This window comes from Klebsiella spallanzanii, assembly GCF_902158555.1.
Classification (GTDB): domain Bacteria; phylum Pseudomonadota; class Gammaproteobacteria; order Enterobacterales; family Enterobacteriaceae; genus Klebsiella; species Klebsiella spallanzanii.
Genome location: NZ_CABGGS010000043.1, coordinates 88,585 through 108,143 on the forward strand (window position 1 = coordinate 88,585; position 19,559 = coordinate 108,143).

Consider the following 19,559-nt stretch of genomic DNA (forward strand, 5'->3'; position numbering starts at 1 on the left):
AATTCACATACGCTATTCGCCAAAGGCGTTTTTTAGCCATTGGATGTCGTTTCCGGTGAAGGCTACCACATCGAAACGGCAATCCACAGTCTCAAAACTCCCATTATGTCGGGAGAGCCACAGACGCGCGGCTTTGAGCAGTTTTTGTTGCTTTTGCAGCGTGACGCTGGTGGCGGCATCGCCGTAGTTTGCGCTGCGACGATAGCGCACCTCGACAAAGACGGTGACGCTACCATCGCGCATAATGAGGTCAATTTCGCCGCCGCGTTCATGAACGTTAGCGGCGATAAAACGCAGACCCTGACTCTCCAGCCAGCGGCGGGCCTGGGCTTCCCAGGCGTCGCCGGTCTGTTTACTTAGTTGGCTGCGACGATTTGTCCACCCTGGTACTTGAGCCATGACAGTTTCCTGTTGATCACGCACTCCGGCGTGGCCGTGAGATCGCCGGTATTACCGTTCAGCTCAAAGCCGGAAACCTGACGCATTTGCGAGAAATGATTAGCCAGTGACCAGGCGTCGGCACCCATGGCGTACAGGCGCGCCAGCGAGTAGTCGTTGCGAACAGCGGCTAACGCCTGTTGTTGCAGCGCCGGGTTGCTGCCTGCCAGCATCGGGATCTCACTGTATTGTAAGCCTTCCATCTCCAGACGGAAATCCGGGCCGGAGGTACCCTGGGCGCTGCGGGAGCTGGCGTACAGCGTTACGCCGTTCTGGCTGCCGTTACGCAGGGCGATCATTGGCTTGATGTAAGCGATTTGATCCGGTGTCGCCAGAATATACGCGGCATCGACGCCACCGGTGCTGCTGACGGGCACGTCGCTCGGGCTACCCAGGGTGCTGCCCTGCGATGATGGCAGAGTAGAAACCGGAGTACCGCTTAACGAGATACCGCTGTTGACGCTGCCGCGCAGTTCGGCGGTTGAACCTAAACGCTGTTGCAGTACCGTACCGCCGCCCAGCTTCAGCCACTCGTTGGCAAAGGCGCTAACCACCCGATCGCCTAATGCGCCGCGCGGAACCAGCAGCAGCGGGGTCTGCTTGCCCTGATCGTGAATATGATGCGCGGCATCGCGGGCTTCATCTTCCGGTGAGAGCGCGAAATAGCAGATATTAGCCCGGCTTTCGACTTTCTCCGGCTGGTTCAGCGCCAGGACGTTTAGCGAGGTGTTGCTCTTGATGACATCTTCGACGTTATCTTTCAGCAGTGGACCAACAACAATGGTTGCGCCGTCCTGCTGTACCTGGGCCAGCAGCTGGCTCATTGGTTGAGTGGTGGTGTCGTAGATTTTCAGCTCGGCGGAAGGGTTCGCCGGTGTGGCGGTAACCGCTTGAGTCTGCGGAGCCGTCGTCGCCGGTTGGCTGGTCGCTTCTGCGGCAGCATCAGTGGTTTGAGGCGTCGGGGCCTGGACTGCCGTCGGTGCGGTAACCGGAGCGGTAGTTTGTACCTGGTCGGCTGCCGGGGCCTGTACCGGAGTTTGTGCGTTATTGGTGGTGGTGAGGTCAGTCACTTCCGCCTGCGACGGACTTACCACGGCGCTATCGGCAACATTGGCTGCCTGAGCGACCTGTGCGGGTACTGCGCTTCCTGCGACGGCAGGTGCACCGTTTTTCGCCGCTTCAAAGCCTTGCTGAATTGTGCGACCAAATATCGCCGCCTGGCCGTTGAGCGGCAGCAGCAGGGCGATTTTATTGGTTGATGCGGCCTGGTAATTTTGCATATTAACTAGCTGAGTCGGCAGCATTTTCGCGCCTGGGTTTTGCGGGTAGCGGGTCTGCCAGTCTTTAACGCCCGCTTTGAGCATTGTTGGATCGTTGCGATTGTCAAACCACATACGCTGCAGATCCAGCCAGCCTTGCAGCACGTTTTCGTCGGCGTTAATCACCAGCGCGTTGGCTTGCTCTCGGGTCATCGCGGTGAGCGCTTTCCAGGTCGCGTCGATATTCTTCTGCTTTTGCGCAGCCTGACTCAGCAGCGACTGTTGGGCAATCAGGGCCCGCAGCAGGTTCAACGAGGGTTGACCCTGGCTGGCGTCGATTTGCGCCTGCCAGTAGCGCGGCAGCTGATTTTGCTCAAGGCCTGCTGGGTTGAGTTTACTCAGCAGCGCCTGCGCGCCCTGGAAATCGTTCTGCGCCAGCTTTACTTCAACCGCCAGCAGCGATTGTTCGCGGCTTTGCGTACTGTTGAGGTTCGACGGCAGTTGATTGAACAGGTCGATAGCCTGTGGTTTCTTACCTTCCTGCAGCAGTGCACGAATGGCGAGTAATTGCCAGTTGGTCTTGCTATCATTCGTGCTTTGCTGCATCTGTTGCAGGTAGTAACTGGAGTCAGCCTGTGCCGTACCCTGTAAATACGCCGTGCTTTGGTCTGGAGTGTGGGTACCGCAGCCAGCAAAGATCAGCGCGGCCAGCAGTACGGGCAGACAACGCACGGGTTTAGAACGAAGAAATGTTGACGGTACCATATGTGTCCAGTGATATTTTTTTGGCTCAATGCTCAATATTAAATCGGCAATACGGACGAAACAATGAAACAACACGAATCAGCAGATAATTCTCAGGGACAGCTCTATATTGTGCCCACTCCGATAGGGAATCTGTCTGATATCACGCAACGCGCGCTGGAAGTGTTGCAAGCCGTTGATTTAGTTGCAGCGGAAGACACCCGCCATACCGGTTTGCTGTTGCAACATTTTGCGATTAACGCCCGTTTATTTGCGCTTCATGACCATAATGAGCAGCAAAAGGCTGAAACGCTGGTGGCGAAGTTGAAAGAAGGGCAAAACATCGCGCTGGTTTCCGATGCCGGAACGCCGTTGATTAACGATCCTGGCTACCATCTGGTGCGCGTTTGCCGTGAAGCTAATATCCGCGTAGTACCGCTGCCAGGCCCCTGCGCGGCGATTGCGGCGCTGAGTGCTGCCGGGCTGCCTTCGGATCGTTTTTGCTATGAAGGTTTTCTGCCCGCTAAGTCAAAAGGGCGTCGCGATACGCTCAAGGCGCTGGAAGAAGAGCCGCGTACGATTATCTTTTATGAATCAACGCATCGTCTGCTGGAAAGCCTGGAAGATATCTGTACCGTACTGGGCGAATCCCGCTACGTGGTGCTGGCGCGCGAGCTGACCAAAACCTGGGAATCTATCCACGGCGCGCCGATTGGCGAGCTGCTGGCGTGGGTGAAAGAGGACGAGAACCGCCGTAAAGGCGAGATGGTGCTGATCGTTGAAGGCTTTAAAGCGCAGGAAGAGGCGCTGCCAGCGATTGCGCTGCGTACGCTGGCCCTGCTGCAGGCTGAACTGCCGTTGAAGAAAGCCGCCGCCCTGACCGCAGAAATTCACGGTGTGAAGAAAAACGCGCTGTATAAATATGCCCTGGAGCAGCAGGGGTAATATCAGCGACCAGCTGCCTTTCCCTGGCGAGCGCCGGGAAAGGCGGGTTTGGCAGCCTTTACCTTACCGTTGCGGTGAGCGTCGCCGTACCGTGGAACGGCCCGGGCTGCAGGACCCCGCCAACCAGGTTGTATGGCGTCGCCTTCACCCGGATAGTTCCTGCAGCTGATTTTTCTAAAGAGATAATTCCGTTATTAAAAGGGATATTGCCCCCACCTATGTTCATCTGAATACCAATATCTGCGACATTATCTGATTCCCGGCGGCGGGCGGCTAACATATACTGACTGACGACGTCATCACCCTGAACAGTCAGACTGAGCGCGTCATCTTTTCCAAACAATGACGTATCTCCGCAATCGTAGGTAATATCAAACTCCACTGGAGTATATCCATCCGGCATATGGTCTTTGGTAGTGAACTTTGAGGCGCTGATTTGCCCAAGGTCGACCCGAATCACATCGCCTTCGTTGATTTTACAGCTTTGCGGAACGGTAATGCTGCCCTGGAGGTAGATATTGGCAACATCTTTGTAGACGAATTTTGCATAGCCAACAGTACTGCTCCATGCCGATTGTAGGGTAGCAATATGCGTGCTGGGGATCTCCATCCGGCCTAAAAAAGCCTTCGTGACGCGAAACGTTATACTGACGTTACTGCCCACGGTAAATGCTCCCGCGCGTTTATCATCAGGGTCCGCGCTGCATACGCTATTGTCGCTTGAGGCACCATATACACCTGTTGACTTGATCGGTGAGTTCACATCTGTGGGGACCGTGAGCGCCGATACGCCGGGGACATCGGTAATAACCGTTTTGATATCCAGGTTATTGTTTAATTGTCGGTATCCGCCATAGCTGCTCGCTGCTAGCGGGGTGGTTGTGGAATAAAAGAGGTTTACCCTGGTAGCTGCAGGGCAGTCACAAGCCATCTTATAGCTGCCGCCCGATGTGGTGCCGGAGGTCAGGTCTATAAACGCTCCCTCCACATTTTGCTCTTTCGTCCAGTCACTGGAGAAGCTGGTCGTAAAATTGGCCAATCCCCCCTCGGCTTCACAGCCGCCCATCGCCGCACGCGCTGGCATCGCGGCAAATAGCGCGAGGGCGATGCCGCCGGTGATAATATAAATCGCGTTTTTCATGGTTTTATTCCTTAGCGGCATGGTGTCGTGGCGCGAATAACGGAGGCCGCGCGCTGGCTGTTTTCGGGCAGGCTAAACGTAAACCGGCACTGCTGGTTCTCTTCATTGCCCCAGCGAACGCTCCATGTCTGCGGTTGTTCGTTCACGCCGGTGAGATAGAGCACGCCGCCTTCATCAACAATGCTTTGCTGCTGCTGGCTTTCGCTGCTGGCCATTGCGCCAAACGGTAGCGGCTTACCGTTTCTATCGGTTAACGCTAGCAGGACTCGCTGGCCCACCCTGGCGCTAAACTGTGCGGTAACGGCGGCTCCCTGGCTAGGCACCACTAGCTTCATGGTCTGGGTAACGTCAACATCGTCCGGCATCATGGTGGTATCCAGATAAATGCGGTTTTCCTGGTAAGACGTCAGATAGGGGATCACGGCATAGCCGAAGTAATCGGTGGCGATTCCGGGATAATTTTTGACACGTATACCTGAGGCTCCATCTGCATCAATAAGCGCAAAGGCGTTGCCCAGCGGCTGCGACAGAGTGACACCATGGCTGTGGGCCACAATGCCGCCGGACAGGCCATAGCTCATCTGACGGTTATCGGAGCTGTAATCGTAACCCGCGTTGAAGGTGCCGTAGGCGGAACGATAGCTGCCGTAAAGGCTGCTACCGTTGTTGTCGTTATTCTCGCTCTGACGCTGTTTCAGGGTGTAGCTCAGACGACGATCCTCAAGTAAAGAACCGTTGATCCCCACCTCATGCTGGGTCGATTGATCCTTCTGGCTGGTGATGCGCCAGTTGGCGGTTGCGTGCGGAAGCCAGCGGTCCAGCGGCACGCTGAGGCTGATGGACAGCGAACGGTCGCTATCGCGATCGGCGTAATCAGTAAACTGGCCGCTGACGTTATAACTGACTCCCCACAGGTTGCCGTTGAGGCCAATCGACAGGTTTTTGTCCTTTTGCCCCTTGTCCCAATACTCCTGTTGCGAACCGGAAGCGTAAAAGCTAACGCCGGTAAACAGGTTCTGGTTAATGCTGAACTGGATTTCGCTACTCTGGCGATCGCCAGCGTCAATATCCTGCTGGTTAGCATCTGAAAAGGTGAAGTAACCGCTGCTGGTATAGCGGTAATAGCCCAGGGTTAAATTGGTGCCGGTCTCAGGGATATCTTTAATGTACTGGGTGCGCCAGCTATAGCCGGAATCGCTGTCGCCGTCATCAAAGCGGGTATCCGCCCGACCGATATCCATCGACAGAGCGCCCAATTCTCCCAGCGTTCCGCCGATTCCCACCGTCAGCGCCTGGTAATCCTCAGACCCCGTTACGCCGCCATATAGCGTAAAGGTGTTACTCAGGCCGTAAATCGCCGTCGTTTCAATAAACTCCGGCTCTTTGCTGTCCTCAGAGCTTGCCGCCCGGAAGCGCCCGGCGGTGACGCTATATTTGAGATGCCCCGGGCGCTGCATCATCGGCAGCGAGGAAAATGGCTGCACAAAGTGGCGCGTGGTGCCGTCGGCCTCTTCAATCGTGACGTCTAAATCACCGCTAGATGATGAAGGATAGAGATCGTTAATCTCAAATGCGCCTGCGGGTACGGTGCTTTGGTAAATGGTGTAGCCGTTCTGACGCACCGTGACGATGGCGCTGGAGTTGGCAATCCCGCGGATCGTTGGCGCAAAGCCGCGTTGGCTATTGGGCAGCATGCTGTCGTCGGAATAGAGTCGCGCGCCGGTAAACTGGTAGCTGGAAAACACGCTGCCGTCGGTCGCGCTTTCGCCCATCACCAGCTGCGACTTCAGGCTTTTGATATCCCGCTGCATCCAGGTGTTGATGCTATCCCACTGCGAAGTATCGCTATTGTGCGTCCAGGTGGAGTAGTTACGTAGCCGCCAGGGGCCAAGGTTGGCACCGTTCTGCATATTGAGATACTGGCGTTTGTTACGATCGCCGCCGTCATACTGACTATCCGATCCCGTAAAGCTATAGTTGGTAAACAGCACCGGCATACCATCATCCCAGCGGGAAGGGTCAACATAGCCCCTGGCATCGCGGTAAAGCATAATTTGCGGCACGCTCATATTTAGCCTGCCGTGGTTAACATCCAGTTCGCTGCTGCTATTTGGCACCGTTTGCGCGAGGTCCGTGACGATTGCGGTATCGTCCAGGTTAGCCAGCGTTGGAATTTCATCGACTTTAAAGCCCAGCTCACGCAGTTGTCCGACGGTGAACTGAGGGATGAGCTGGTGGTTTTCTCCGGCGATAAAAGGGATTTTTCTCTGTGCTAGTTTTTTCTTATTAATAATGATATCAACAATATACTCCCCGGGAAGCTGGGCGTTGTCCTGAGAGAAGGTCGATAGATCCACTGCCTGCTGGCCGCTTTTGCTGGTTTCCAACAGCGAAGAGTCAAAATAAAAATCATCAGCCTGCGCGGAATGACATACCAGGCTGCTGCCAGCAAGCATAATCGGCAAAGCGAACTTGACCCTGTAAGAAAGGCGCTTAAGCGCCAGAAAATCTTTTTTCCTTGTCGTGTTGCTCTGCATTCCCTGATTGCCCGTATCCGTTATTTATTGTTATTTACGTCATGCCAGCGTAAGTATTATTGCAATACCTGAGTTTCTTTTGCCGTGGTGCCGCCGTAATCATTGATTGCGGCCCACTGAATAGAATTACCTGATGTGGCGGGTAGCGGAATTTGTTTGTGCTCGCCGGGAGCGATATAGTCAACTTTATCGGTCAAATCTGTTTTACCCAACGCGATACCAGCAAAAACAACGTAATAGGCTGATGGATTATAGACATCTAATGCATTATTCGTGCGCTTATATTGTATAGATTTCCATGCATCCTGAGCGTTACCTTTCAGATGTGCCGGGCGATAAAAAAGTTTTATTCTGGTTTTAAATACCAATGTTAAAGCATTGGTTTTACCCGCCTCACTTTTAGATTGTGCTGGAATTGCCCGCACGTTAACGTAAAAGAGCGACTCTTTATCTTCTGGTAAACTGCCATCGGTTTTAATAATACGTAATGAGGAGTCGTCTCCGGCATTCAGGCGAAATAGCGGCGGGGTCATAATAAACGGCCCGCGAACTGTCCCTTGTGGATTATCAATCCACGATTGCAATAAGTAGGGCATTTTGCTGCTGTGGTTGGCAACGGGTAGGGCGGCCTCTTTTTTACTGGCGTTGTAAATCACCCGCGTGGTTTGCAGAACGATCCCTCCGGCCAGGCTTTGGCTGGCCCATCCTCCAAGTAACAATGCCAATGCTGCCAGGGTTTTTACTTTCATTCTGCTGCTCCAATAAAAAGGTTTTACCCACCGGCAGGTGGGTAAAAGTACAACGAGAGAATTAACGATAATCGATGGTGACGTCGACGGAAGCGTTAGCTTCTCCGGCAGTAATCGCCGATGCTTCTGCGGTAGAAACGTAGTAAGCCTGCAGATTTACATCCGTTTGTTCACCTGTAATGTCAAAATAGACCGGGGTGTCATTCAGTTTATTTAGCGCTAACTGGGTGCCATCCGAAGCACGGTCGATACGAATACCAACGCCAGTGGCTGGCGTGCCTGAGCCCGTTACCGCGACCAGATCGTTATTAGTACCGGTAGTACCGCTGCTACGCGTTTCCAGCCATAGCTGGAAGGATGCGCTGGTGGTACCGTCAACGTGTTTCCAGGCTTCAGTCGGGCAGTTGGTTAACGGAATGGTGAACGGGGTAGTCGGTGATTTATCACCTACTGTTTTAAACTGAGTATTAGAATAATGACCCAACTCAACGTTCACTGTATCGCCGTTAGCGAATTCACAGGTATTCGTTGTTATTTCACCAGTGAATTCAATGGTTCCATCGCTCGCCCAAGCGCTTCCTGCAGATATTGCCAGTAAACCAACTGCAACAGATTTTGCAATTATGTTCATTTTTAACCTCATCCATGTATTATTTTGATAATTGTTTTTATGGTGATTTAATTTTTTACATAAATCACCATGATTAAGATTATATGCTTATTTTTAAGACTTGATGATCTTGTGAGGCTTTTTTTAGGATTGTATTTATAGCGAATAGGTGTAAAGTTAGTTATTCTTAATTTACCTTTAAATAAGGCGCATTAAAATTTTTGCGGTGAATTGATTAATGCTTAATTATTCTATAAAAATATTTTTGTAAATCAAATTTTATTATTTATAATATAATCAGGTGACAAAAAGGCAGATGTTTTAATATCTGCCTTTTTACTTATACGATTTGTAATTCAATTGGAATGTTTTTTAACTCAGAGAGATATTCACTGCTAATACCATCATCGGTAATGACGCAGTTGATCTTCTCCATTGGCAGGACCTGATTAAATCCGCGACGGTTAAATTTGCTGGCATCCAGCACGGCAACCACTTTATGCGCGGCGGCGGCCATAACGCCGCTGATGGAGTAACCTTCATTAAAGGTGGTGATGCCGTTGGTGGTGTCGATACCGTCAGCGCCGACGAACATCAGATCGGCGCTGATGCCCTGTAGCGAGCGTTCGGCGATAGTCCCGTGCATGGAGTGGGTTTTATGGCGAACGGTGCCGCCGCAAACCACCAGGGTAATATCCTTATTTTCCGATAACGTAAAGGCCGCAGGCAGACTGTTGGTAATCACCGTGATATTGGTCATACGTACCAGTTCCTCGGCAATCAGCAGGGTGGTGCTGCCGCTATCAAGGATCACCGTCATCCCTTCGCTAATCATCGTCGCTGCGGCCTGGGCAATCCGTTTTTTAGGGTCGCTGGCCAGCTGATAGCGGTCCTCAAGTACAACTTCCTGGCTATCCCCTTCGGTCAAATTGCTGCCCGCTCTGGCCGCGCCGCCGTGAAAGCGGGTGAGTAACCCCTTCTCTTCCAGCAAGCGTAGATCGGCCCGGATGGTGACTTCGGAGATACCAAAGAGATTCGAAAGGTCCAGCACCAATACGCTACCTTGCGCATTGACCATTTCGACGATTTTGTTCCTTCGCTCAAATGAGTTCATATTGCTTTGCCTGATTATTAACTAATCTCAGTGTAATCGAAGGGTAACGAAAGTTGAACGATAATTTTCGAAAGGTTATGTGAGCCAGCTCTGATTGCTGGCTCAGGCGATCGGTCAAGAGAGTTTAAGCAGGATTTTCCCCTGCATCGGCGCGCCGTTGAGCGCCTGGACTTCGCGGGCAAAGCTTTCTGCATCGCCGATGTGGGCGATGAGTGGAGCAAGCTGAATACGTTTTTCTGTCAGCAGGCGTACTGCCGTTTGCCACTCTTCCCCAGGCCACGGGCCGGAGTAGTTCATCCAACTGCCGACGATAGTCAGCTCTTTACGTAAAATCTGGCCGAAGGTGGCGGAGGGCAGGGTCAAATCATGGTGCAGCGTGCCAACCAGCGCCAGCTGCGCGCGCGGCCCGGCGACGTCAATGCCCAGCGCCACGGTTTGTGGCGTACCCGCAGTTTCAAGCACCAACTGGTCGAACTGAATCTCTTCCAGCGCCGCCTGAATCTCTTTACCGCTCATCTCTCTGCTATTGAAGACGTGGGTTGCGCCGAGCGTTTTTGCCAGTTCCAGCTTCTGCGGATTGATATCAATTGCCGTAATGCTTTTGGCGCCCAGTTCGCGGGCGCACTGCAGCGCCAGCAGGCCGATGGTGCCAGCGCCAATAATAATGACGTTTTTCCCTTTGCATCCCTCTGCAAGATGGAAGGCGTGCAGGCCAACGGTGATCGGCTCGATAAACGCCCCGTCGTCAATCGGCATCTGGTCCGGCAGGCGGAACAGGTTGGCGCGTTTGACGACGACGTATTGCGCATTCCCGCCTTCGCTACGCGAACCGACGAACTGGTACTGTTTGCACAGCGAGAAATATTCACGCTGGCACTGTGGGCAGTGAAAGCAGGGGAGCAGGGGCACGCAGGCTACCGCATCGCCCGGCTGCAGGTCGGTCACCGCGGAGCCGTAGGATTCAACATAGCCGCTGAACTCGTGGCCCAGCGTGATGGGGTAGTAGTGTGCGCCTTTGGCGAAAATGCGCGGAATATCAGAACCGCACAATCCGGAGCTGACAACTTTTACCAGGACATCGTTTTCCGATTGCAGAGTGGGTATTGGGCGTTCTTCAACGCGCACTGTCCCCTCAGCATGGATTACCACTGATTGCATAAAATTCTCCAGAAATGTCCGGGGGAGCGAATGCTCCCCCTGAGATTAAGAAACGGTTGGGCTTTGTTGCGCGAGGGCGGCTTTCTCTGCGGCTGCAAAGTTGCGCGCCCGACGCCACGTCAGCAGCACGCCGACAACATAGATGACGCCAATAACCGCAAAACCGACCACGTTTTGCCAGGTAAAGAGCTGGATGAGCAGCCAGGTAATCGGCGAGCCGCCCTGGTCCATGGAGGCGACCAGACCGCCCGCTTTCAGGGCCCCGGCGTTAGCCGCTAGCTGGGTATGCAGGCCGATGGTCTGCGTCGCTATCCATAGCGTGATCCCCATCAGGATGATCCCCGAAATCAATGTACGGAACAGGTTCCCCTGATGCACCGCAACCGCCATTGCCACGAAGAAACCGATGGTGGCGAGATCGCCAAACGGCAGGACCTGGTTGCCCGGCACCACGACCGCGATAAGAATACTCAGCGGGATAAAGATCAGGCTGGCGGAGACGACCGAGGTATGGCCAAGCAGCAGCGCCGGGTCGAGACCAATCAGGAAGTCCTGACCGCCGAATTTTGCCTGCAGACGTTTACGCGCCTGTTTAGCAATCGGGTTCAGGCCGTCCATGATCGGTTTGATGACGCGCGGCATCAACAGCATCACCGCACCGGTTTTCACCGCCAGCTGCAGAATGCCTTTCAGGTCGTAGCCTGCCAGTGCGCCGATGACCAGACCCATCACGAAGCCAACGGTGACCGGTTCACCGAACGGGCCGAAGCGTTTCTGAATATCGTCAGCGCTGAAGTGAATGCGGTTCAGACCGGGAATTTTTTCGATAATCGTATCGACCAGCACCGCTATCGGCCCTAAATATGCCGAGCTACCGTGCGGAATGGCGATACCGTCAAGACCGAAAAAGTCGCGAGTATCCTTCGCAAACCAGTCGCCGAGCTTGTAGACGAAAGCCGCATGCACGACCACGCCAAGAATACCAATCCAGTAAGAGCCGGTGGCAATGTGCAGCATCGCGCCGGTAAAGGTCATGTGCCAGATGTTCCAGATATCGACGTTCACGACGCGAGTCATCCGGGTCACCAGCATGAAGATGTTGACCGCGATAGCGATGGGGATCGCCACCAGCGCGATTTGCGACGCCCAGGTCATCGGTGACGACCCCGGCCAGCCAATATCAATCACGTGCAGGTTAATCTGGAAATGCTCAGCCATCGCTTTCGCGGCCGGGCCGATAGAGTCGAGCATCAGGCCGATGACCAGGCCGATACCGACGAACCCAATCCCGATATGCAGGCCTGATTTAAAGCAGTCCCCGAGCTTCATCCCCAACAGTTTGGAGAAGATAATGATCACAATCGGCAGCATCACCGTCGGACCAAGATCGAGGATATAACGCATGATTTCGCTAAACATGGACGTTACTCCGCAAGGATGTTCAGGATTTTTTGCTGCAGTTCTTCAATGCCTACGCCGGAAATGAACGGCATGCCGTGAACAACCGGAATGTCGCCGAAAGTTCTGTCGACCCGGGCAGTCGTGCAAATCAGGTGCGCACCGTCCATATAGGTTTCGATTTCATTGACGCGACACTGCACCAGGTCCAGCTCAATGTTGTGGTCTGCGCACAGGTCTTTGATCTCTTCTGCGGCCATGGTAGAGGTGGCGACAGCGCCGCCACAGGCTACGATTACTTTACGTTTCATAGGGTACCCCTTTTATTATCAGTCTGTTATATGGCCTGAGCGTTGGGCTCTGACTCAAGGATAGAGTGCCGAAACAGCTCGGGCAGTTGCTCTTCTGAGGCAGCCAGTAATGCTTCAAGCGTGGTCGGATTCTGTAGCTCACTAAATAACCGACGCAGCAGCTTTAGCTGTGCAGTCGGATTTTCAACAATCAGCGCGATGATTAACGAAACGTTGATATCTCCGTCGTCATCAGCACGCTGAAAAGGGACCGGATTGTCCGGGCGAATCAGATAGATAGCTGGAGACTTCGCATGTACCGCCTCACAGTGAGGGATCGCGACCGCATGCTGCTCCAGCGCAATGCCGGTTGGGAAAGTCGCTTCTCGTTCGAGCAGCGCCAGCGGATAGCTGTCATGCACGACGCCGCGTGCCAGCATCTCTTCGCCAATGTGCTCCAGCGCCTGCTGGCTGGTGCTAAAATGAATGCCGGTACGAACAAATAGTTGACTCATAAATCCTCTTTACTTCAGGCGATTTCAGATGAACAGCCGTAACGGTAAGCACGCAGCACATCCTGAATTTTGTCGAGGATGAGGTCGTGCGGTACGGCGGCGAGTTCGTTTAACGACAGTCGTTCAAACTGCACAGGCATATATTGGCTGATAAGGCCCAGTGGCAGTTTGGTTTCAGTCAGGTTTGCAATTAACTTTTCGACGCTCTGGCGAATACGTGGGTGCGGCCAGTAGTAGCGAATGCGGTCGGACAGGCTGAAGTGGATATCCACCATTGCCTGGCTCCAGGTCGGGCGGTAGTACTTCTTCCAGTAGCCCGGTTCGTTAAGCATCACTTCATCAATGACTTCCATCACGTGGCTGCGGGATTCCGGTGCTACCAGCTCATTTTCCATCTGCGCGAGGGCGAAAATAGCTTCGCGCAGCGCGAAGGTCAGCGCCGGGCCAACTTTCAGGATGGCGTAGTGGTCGCGGACCAACGCACGATAGGCCTGGCGGGACTGGTAGTCAGTCGAGTGCGCTTCGTAGACCATTGGCGTGCCTTCAATCCATGCGGACAGCGCTTTAGCGGCTTCCGGCTGGTAATGGATAATTTGCGTATGGTCGAACTCAACGCCAGGCTGTACCACGATAGCAATGACGCGCTCCAGCGCAGCATCCAGCCCCAGCTTGCGGAAGGCGGCTTCGTGCGTTTCCAGCGTTGCCGCCGCATCCTGCGCGCGGGTCACGTGGACGCTGCCGATGGTGCTGGCTTCGCCACCCGGTACCGGGACTTCAGTGCCAATCACGTAGGTCAGGTGGCGCTTCAGCTCATCGCTTGCCGTCTCTTCTGCGGCCTGGCACAGGCGGGCGGCGCGTTCGGCGACGACGGCCGGGTCCAGCGGCACCGGGTCGTCAGCGCAGGACATCGAAGCATCGAGATGGATTTTGCTGAAGCCGGCGGCGACGTAAGCCTTAATCAGGTCGACAGATTTTTCCATTGCTTCGGCAGCGGGCTCGCCCTGCCAGCAGTTTGGGCCAAGGTGGTCGCCGCCGAGGATGATGCGTTCTGACGGAAAACCAACGTCCTGGGCGATTTTATTCACGAAATCGCGGAAGTCCGCAGGCTGCATCCCGGTGTAGCCGCCAAACTGGTTTACCTGGTTGGAGGTCGCTTCGATAAGGACCTTATTGTTGGTATGCAGATCGAAACGCAATGCCGCTTCGATAACCAACGGATGTGCGGAACAAACTGAACAGATGCCGATGTGTTCGCCAGCTTTGTGGCGGAAAATAATATCTTTCATTTCAATCCTCCGTTTTCTTTCGAATATATTCGTTATGTTTTGTTTTGCTCGCAAATCACTTTATTTTGATTTGTGATCAACCTCGAAAAAAAGAAAGATAAAACGTAATATTTCGAAAGTTACAGATAAAAAAACGCTCTGGCGATAACGGCAGAGCGTTTTTAATTCATTGAAATTTAACTAAATATACGGGATAGCCAGCTCCGTTTGGGCTTTTCTGCAGGCTGAATGACCTGCTGCGGCTGGGCGGCAATTTCGCCTAATCCGGCATTAAAGGCCGCGCCGATAGCATCCAGCGCCTGATGGGCATCTTCCCCACTGGCCATAAAGTGCAGACGATGCCCCTGTTTTGCGCCGAGAGAAACCACGCGCATCAGGTTCTTGGCATCGACAATAGCGGAGCGCGTGTCGAGGTTTTCCACCCGAATTTGCGACTGCCACTGTTTCACCGCCTTCACCAGCACCGCGCTTGGCCGCGCGTGCAAGCCGTGGGGGTTGCGTAAGGTAAACGTCGCCTCTTCGTCGAACACCGGGGGAGCTTCAATTTCTTCCCCTTCAGCGGGCAAAATATTACCCGCCAGAATTTCCAGCACCGCTTGCGGGTTTTCGGCGCGCGATAGCGCTTCAGGCACGCGGTCATCGCTCAGGGCGTGGGTCAGCTGGCGCAGAATATCGAGGTGTTCGTTATCCTGGGCGGCGATACCGACGATCAAATAAGCCGTTTGTTCTTCCCCCCAATCCACCCCCTGAGGGCAGGCCAGCACTTTCACGCCGGTTTGCAGCACCGCGTCACGACTCTGCGGCGTACCGTGGGGAATGGCGATACCGTTACCGAGGTAGGTGCTAATTTGCCCTTCGCGCTCGCGCATGCCGTTCAGATAAGCGGGCGTGGTATGCCCGGCTTCGGTTAAGCTCCCAACGACGCGTTGCAGCGCTTCATCTTTCGTTTTGACCTCGCGGTCGAAATGGATATCTGCGCAAGTCAGTTGCATAAAAAATTCCTTATTTGATGGCTCCGGCAAGCGCCGTCGCTTCCTGGGTGCGTTTCTGCCAAAGCCTCCAGCATCCCAGCATGACCGCGCCGCAGGCGGAACCGGCGAGAATACACAGTACCCACATCAGCGGTTTACTCACCAGCGGCAGGATCAGGAAACCGCCGTGCGGAGCGGGAACCTGGATTTGCAGGCTATAGCTCAGTACCGCTGAGATGGATGAGGCGATCATCATCATGGGGATGACGCGTAAAGGGTCTTTCGCGGCGAAAGGAATAGCGCCTTCGGTAATATGGGTACAGCCGAGGATATAGTTGACCATCCCGGCGGCACGTTCTTCTTCGCTGAAGCCTTTCGGGAAGAAGGTCGTCGCCAGAGCGATAACCAGCGGCGGAGTAATACAGGCGGCGGAAACTCCGGCCATAAAGAAGTAGTTGCCCTGACCAAGCAGCAGCGTTCCGGTGACGTAGGCCGCTTTATTGACCGGACCGCCGAAGTCGAAGGAGCACATTGCGCCGACCACAATACCCAGCAGAATTGGATTCGCTTCCTGTAACGAGCTCAGCCAGTTCATCATCGCGTTATTGATAGCGGCGACAGGTTGCCCCAACAGCACCATCATCACGCCAATCACCAGCACGCCGACCAGCGGCATAATAAAGATCGACTTCAGCCCCTCATACTGGCGCGGCAGGCCGTTGAGCATATTGCGGATGAGCAGCATAAAGTAACCGGCGGCGAAACCAGCGATGATCCCGCCGAGAAAGCCCGCGCCGGTCGCGTTGGCCAGCAGTCCGCCGACGAAGCCAGCTACCATGCCGGGACGTCCGGAAATCGACCAGGCAATATAGGCGGTGAAAATTGGCACCATGATTGAGAAGGCTTGCTGGCCCACTTTCATCAGCGTGGCGGCAATAACGTTATATTGCGGCGAGTTTGGATCGGCGGAGTAGATGCCCCACAGGAAGGAGATGGCAATCAGGATCCCCCCGGCGACAACAAACGGCAGCATGTTAGAAACGCCGCTCATCAGGTGCTTATAAACCTGGCGACCGAATGATTCCTGCTCGTATTTCTCCGTTGACTCCTGCGTGGAGGTCATACCCTGACGACGCGTCGCCTGGCCGCTGATAATTTTATTAATTAAATCGGCTGGATGATGAATGGCCTCTTTAACGGGAACTTCTATGACCGGAAGGCCATTGAATCGCTCAGCGTTAACGTCTTTATCGGCGGCAATAATGACGCCATAAATATCTTTTAAATCTTCTGGCGTAATAACATTTTCAACGCCGGAAGCGCCGTTGGTTTCGACTTTAATGTCGACATTTAATTTCTTTGCTGCAGTTTTTAAGGCTTCTTCAGCCATAAAAGTATGCGCAATACCGGTAGGGCAGCCGGTAACTGCAATGACTTTTTTCATAATCGGACCTTTATAATTGGACGACCTGAATCTGCTGTAATAATTCTTCTGTGCGTTGTAATTTTCCTAATCCGGCAGAACCGGCAACGTCGGCGCCGGTAGCGCTGGCTAATGCCAGGGCGTGGGTGACGTCTTCTTCGTTAAGCCATTTACTGAGAAAAGCACCCAGTGCTGCGTCACCCGCGCAGGCGGAGCTGACCAACTCAATTCTGGGTGCGGAGCAGAACCACACGCCTTCTCCGTCAGAAAAGTAGAGCCCTTTAGCCCCCATTGTCAGCAGTACGTTGCGAGCGCCGAGCTGGTGCAGCGTATGCATTGCTTCTCGCACCTGCTGGTGGTTACTGACGTCGAGACTGAAGATTTCCCGCAGCTCGTCATCGTTAGGCTTGATCAGCAATGGCCGCAATTCCAGCAGCTGGCGCAGGGCCGGATGGCTGATATCGAGAATAATTTCGCAGCCTTTCTGCTGGCATAATTCAATAATCTCGCCATAGAAACGACTTTCAATTCCCGGTGGCAGGCTGCCGCTGATGACTAAATAATCCCCGGCACAAACGCATTCCAGGTGATGAATAACCTGCTGTTTACAGTCATCATCAATTTTTGCACCGGGGTTCAGCAGCTTATATTCATCGGCACCGTCATTAATAAAAATATTAATTCTGGTTGGCTCGGATACCCATGCTGGCGTGACTTTAATTTTCTGCTGACGTAACTCTTCCACAATATAACGGCCAGTGAAACCACCGAAAATGCCCATAACGTGAGTGGGTTGCTGATAGTGATTTAATATCAGCGAGACGTTCACTCCTTTACCATTCGGGCAATATTCCGTGTGCCGGGTTCGGTTCACTGCCGACGGCTTCAGCGGATCGCAAAAGATATTCATATCGATTGCGGTATTGAGTGTCAGGGTATGGATCACGACATTGCTCCTTCGATCCGAAATTACAGTTGCCCTTCACAGCCGCAAACGTGAATGACTTTGCGTACCACATCTTTCATCGCCGCTTTAGCCGGTTTCATGTAGTGGCGCGGATCGTTAGCCTCTGGATTTTCATCGAAGTACTGTTTCAGGGCGTCGGAGAAGGCGATTTTCAGCTCGGTGGCAACGTTGACTTTGCACACGCCCAGCGAGATTGCCCGGCGGATATCGCTATCCGGGAGACCTGATGCGCCGTGCAGTACCAGCGGAACGTCAACGCGATCGCGAATGGCGGCGAGGCGGTCAAAATCGAGTTTTGGTTCCGCTGCATACATACCGTGTGCGGTACCAATAGCGACCGCCAGCGAGTCGATCCCGGTACGAGCGACAAATTCGCGTGCCTGTTCCGGGTTGGTATACAACGCGTCTTTCGCATCGACAACCAGGTCATCTTCCACGCCGCCCAGACGGCCCAGCTCGGCTTCTACGCTGGCATCATAGCGATGGCTCAGTTCAACCACGCTCTTGACTAATGCGACGTTCTCTTCAAAAGGCGAGTGCGAACCGTCGATCATGACCGAACGGATCCCGGCCTGCACCTTACGCGTGATATCGGTCAGATCTTCATGGTGATCGAGGTGTACCGCTAGCGGGAGATCCCAAATCTTAGCCAGATCTCGAGCGATCGCCACTACGTTACCAGTTCCCGCATAGCTATAAGTACCTGGTGTGCCAGCAAGGATCAGAGGAGAACGTAGTTCTGCAGCGGTTTCTACCACCACCTGCATCGTTTCCAGGTTGTGGATATTAAACGCCGGAACCGCATAGCCGAGGTGCTGGGCTTTCAACAGCATATTTTTACTGGAGATAATGTACATTCGTACTCCTCATCTTTCACGTTGTAAGTTGTTTCTTGGTTATAGTCTTCATTTTGAAAGTAATGTAGCGATCGCTTCGATGAATTGTTGTGATCAAGCGCACACAACAGCGATGTTATTTTAAAAATGAAAGTTATAGAATCTTGTTTGTTTTCTTTTTTAAAAGTATCTTAATTGCGGATTGTTTTTTTAATGTATTGAATTAAATCATTTTAATTTTTTAATAAGAGCATCTTGACGGCGTGGCGTTTGACAATGCTGCGGGGAAATTTAAAAATGAAAGTTATTCTGGGAGATAATAAGAAGGCACAACACTGTGGCAAAACCGTCAACAAGCCTGCTGAAAAGGCGCTTGGACATCGCTGAGATCGTGCGTAAGAACGGAGAGATTAAAGTCGACGATCTGGCTGAAATGCTGGCCGTTTCCGGGGTGACGATTCGTAATGACCTGAATTACCTCGAACAGCAGGGCTACCTGAAGCGCTCTTTTGGCGGCGCAATATACACGTCTCAGGCAGGGGCTCCGGTCGCCCCGGCCCAGGAGACTTCCGTGGCGACGGATAAGGCACTGGAGACTGAAATGGCTCGCCAGATCGCCGCACAGATCGAAGATAGCGAGACGCTTTTTCTGGGGCAGGGATCGATCCTACGCAAAGTGATCCCCTTTCTTGCGGGTTATGACGAACTCTGCCTGCTATTAAACGATTTGGCGCATGTTCCGCTGGCGCAGGAGTTTCTGAATGGCGAAACCGTGCTGCTCGGGGGCGTGCTGGGGGGAAATGGCAAAATAGTGGAAGGCGACCTGGCGCTGAGCGCGCTGGGCCATTATCGCCCCTCACGAGCGCTGGTTGCCGTCGACCATATTGCTGAAGATGGCACCTTAAGCGTCAGACAAGAAGCCAACGCCCGCTTGCTGAGCGAAGCGGTGGCTCAAAGTGAGCGGGTCATTGCGGTAGTCGCCAATCGTCCGGTATATGGCGACAAGCGTTACGCAATTGGTGATTTACGGCAGATTAGCGGCATAGTCACGCCGCAGGTCGTTGCCGCGGAATATCATGCCCGCCTTCTCGCCGCTGGACTGACGAATAGCTATACCAATAATGAGTGCCTGACATGGCTCAACCCTGCTTTGCAAAAGGCAAAGTAAAGGAGCGATG

18 protein-coding genes are annotated in these 19,559 nt (G+C 53.5%); 2 read left to right on the plus strand and 16 right to left on the minus strand.

The features are described 5' to 3' along the window. Positions 1 to 12: 12 nt before the first annotated feature. Both FN082_RS21050 and FN082_RS21055 read right to left on the minus strand, forming a co-directional pair. A complete protein-coding gene (locus FN082_RS21050) occupies positions 13 to 399 on the minus strand; it encodes a YraN family protein (protein ID WP_142982300.1) in 387 nt (128 codons plus the stop codon). Beyond that, entirely contained in the window at positions 357 to 2,462 is a 2,106-nt protein-coding gene (locus FN082_RS21055; RefSeq protein WP_142982301.1) for a penicillin-binding protein activator, read from the minus strand. The genes FN082_RS21050 and FN082_RS21055 overlap by 43 nt, the downstream gene beginning before the upstream one ends. Before the next feature lie 63 nt (positions 2,463 to 2,525). On the opposite strand from FN082_RS21055, the gene rsmI reads away from it, so the two are divergent. After that, a complete protein-coding gene (rsmI, locus tag FN082_RS21060) occupies positions 2,526 to 3,386 on the plus strand; it encodes a 16S rRNA (cytidine(1402)-2'-O)-methyltransferase (RefSeq protein WP_142982302.1) in 861 nt (286 codons plus the stop codon). Between the two features lie 58 nt (positions 3,387 to 3,444). Here rsmI and FN082_RS21065 read toward each other — a convergent pair whose 3' ends face one another. From FN082_RS21065 to FN082_RS21130, 14 genes are all read right to left on the minus strand, one after another. Beyond that, positions 3,445 to 4,527, minus strand: a complete 1,083-nt coding sequence (locus tag FN082_RS21065) for a fimbrial protein (protein WP_142982303.1) — start codon at positions 4,525 to 4,527, stop codon at positions 3,445 to 3,447. Between the two features lie 11 nt (positions 4,528 to 4,538). Beyond that, positions 4,539 to 7,064 (minus strand): fimbria/pilus outer membrane usher protein, encoded by a 2,526-nt coding sequence (locus FN082_RS21070; RefSeq protein WP_142982304.1) that lies wholly within the window; start codon positions 7,062 to 7,064, stop codon positions 4,539 to 4,541. A 56-nt stretch (positions 7,065 to 7,120) separates the two neighbouring features. Next, positions 7,121 to 7,813, minus strand: coding sequence for a fimbrial biogenesis chaperone (locus tag FN082_RS21075; RefSeq protein WP_142462635.1), 693 nt, complete (start codon positions 7,811 to 7,813; stop codon positions 7,121 to 7,123). A gap of 61 nt (positions 7,814 to 7,874) precedes the next feature. Further along, positions 7,875 to 8,444, minus strand: coding sequence for a fimbrial protein (locus FN082_RS21080; protein WP_142982305.1), 570 nt, complete (start codon positions 8,442 to 8,444; stop codon positions 7,875 to 7,877). 319 nt (positions 8,445 to 8,763) lie between these two features. Next, a complete protein-coding gene (locus FN082_RS21085) occupies positions 8,764 to 9,537 on the minus strand; it encodes a DeoR/GlpR family DNA-binding transcription regulator (protein WP_142982306.1) in 774 nt (257 codons plus the stop codon). A gap of 114 nt (positions 9,538 to 9,651) precedes the next feature. After that, positions 9,652 to 10,695: a galactitol-1-phosphate 5-dehydrogenase gene (gatD, locus tag FN082_RS21090; protein WP_142982307.1), complete on the minus strand. Its 1,044-nt coding sequence runs from the start codon at positions 10,693 to 10,695 to the stop codon at positions 9,652 to 9,654. Positions 10,696 to 10,740: 45 nt separating this feature from the next. After that, positions 10,741 to 12,114 (minus strand): galactitol-specific PTS transporter subunit IIC, encoded by a 1,374-nt coding sequence (locus tag FN082_RS21095; RefSeq protein WP_139540649.1) that lies wholly within the window; start codon positions 12,112 to 12,114, stop codon positions 10,741 to 10,743. 5 nt (positions 12,115 to 12,119) lie between these two features. Further along, positions 12,120 to 12,404, minus strand: a complete 285-nt coding sequence (gatB, locus tag FN082_RS21100; RefSeq protein ID WP_112213604.1) for a PTS galactitol transporter subunit IIB — start codon at positions 12,402 to 12,404, stop codon at positions 12,120 to 12,122. Between the two features lie 26 nt (positions 12,405 to 12,430). Then, positions 12,431 to 12,898 carry a PTS galactitol transporter subunit IIA gene (gatA, locus tag FN082_RS21105; RefSeq protein ID WP_139540648.1) on the minus strand — a complete coding sequence of 156 codons (468 nt, stop codon included), beginning with the start codon at positions 12,896 to 12,898 and terminating at the stop codon, positions 12,431 to 12,433. Between the two features lie 14 nt (positions 12,899 to 12,912). Beyond that, a complete protein-coding gene (gene gatZ, locus FN082_RS21110) occupies positions 12,913 to 14,184 on the minus strand; it encodes a tagatose-bisphosphate aldolase subunit GatZ (RefSeq protein WP_142982308.1) in 1,272 nt (423 codons plus the stop codon). 176 nt (positions 14,185 to 14,360) lie between these two features. Continuing rightward, entirely contained in the window at positions 14,361 to 15,176 is an 816-nt protein-coding gene (locus tag FN082_RS21115) for an HPr family phosphocarrier protein (protein ID WP_139540646.1), read from the minus strand. 10 nt (positions 15,177 to 15,186) lie between these two features. Next, positions 15,187 to 16,599 carry a PTS fructose transporter subunit IIC gene (locus FN082_RS21120; RefSeq protein ID WP_139540645.1) on the minus strand — a complete coding sequence of 471 codons (1,413 nt, stop codon included), beginning with the start codon at positions 16,597 to 16,599 and terminating at the stop codon, positions 15,187 to 15,189. A gap of 10 nt (positions 16,600 to 16,609) precedes the next feature. After that, on the minus strand, positions 16,610 to 17,524 hold the full coding sequence (gene pfkB, locus FN082_RS21125; protein ID WP_139540644.1) for a 1-phosphofructokinase: 915 nt from the start codon (positions 17,522 to 17,524) through the stop codon (positions 16,610 to 16,612). Positions 17,525 to 17,547: 23 nt separating this feature from the next. Next, positions 17,548 to 18,402 (minus strand): tagatose bisphosphate family class II aldolase, encoded by an 855-nt coding sequence (locus FN082_RS21130; RefSeq protein WP_139540643.1) that lies wholly within the window; start codon positions 18,400 to 18,402, stop codon positions 17,548 to 17,550. Positions 18,403 to 18,754: 352 nt separating this feature from the next. Between FN082_RS21130 and FN082_RS21135 the strand changes: the two genes are divergently transcribed. After that, the gene (locus FN082_RS21135; protein ID WP_180349637.1) at positions 18,755 to 19,549 is read left to right on the plus strand and encodes a DeoR/GlpR family DNA-binding transcription regulator; all 795 of its coding nucleotides are present in this window, start codon (positions 18,755 to 18,757) and stop codon (positions 19,547 to 19,549) included. The last annotated feature ends 10 nt before the right edge of the window (positions 19,550 to 19,559 follow it).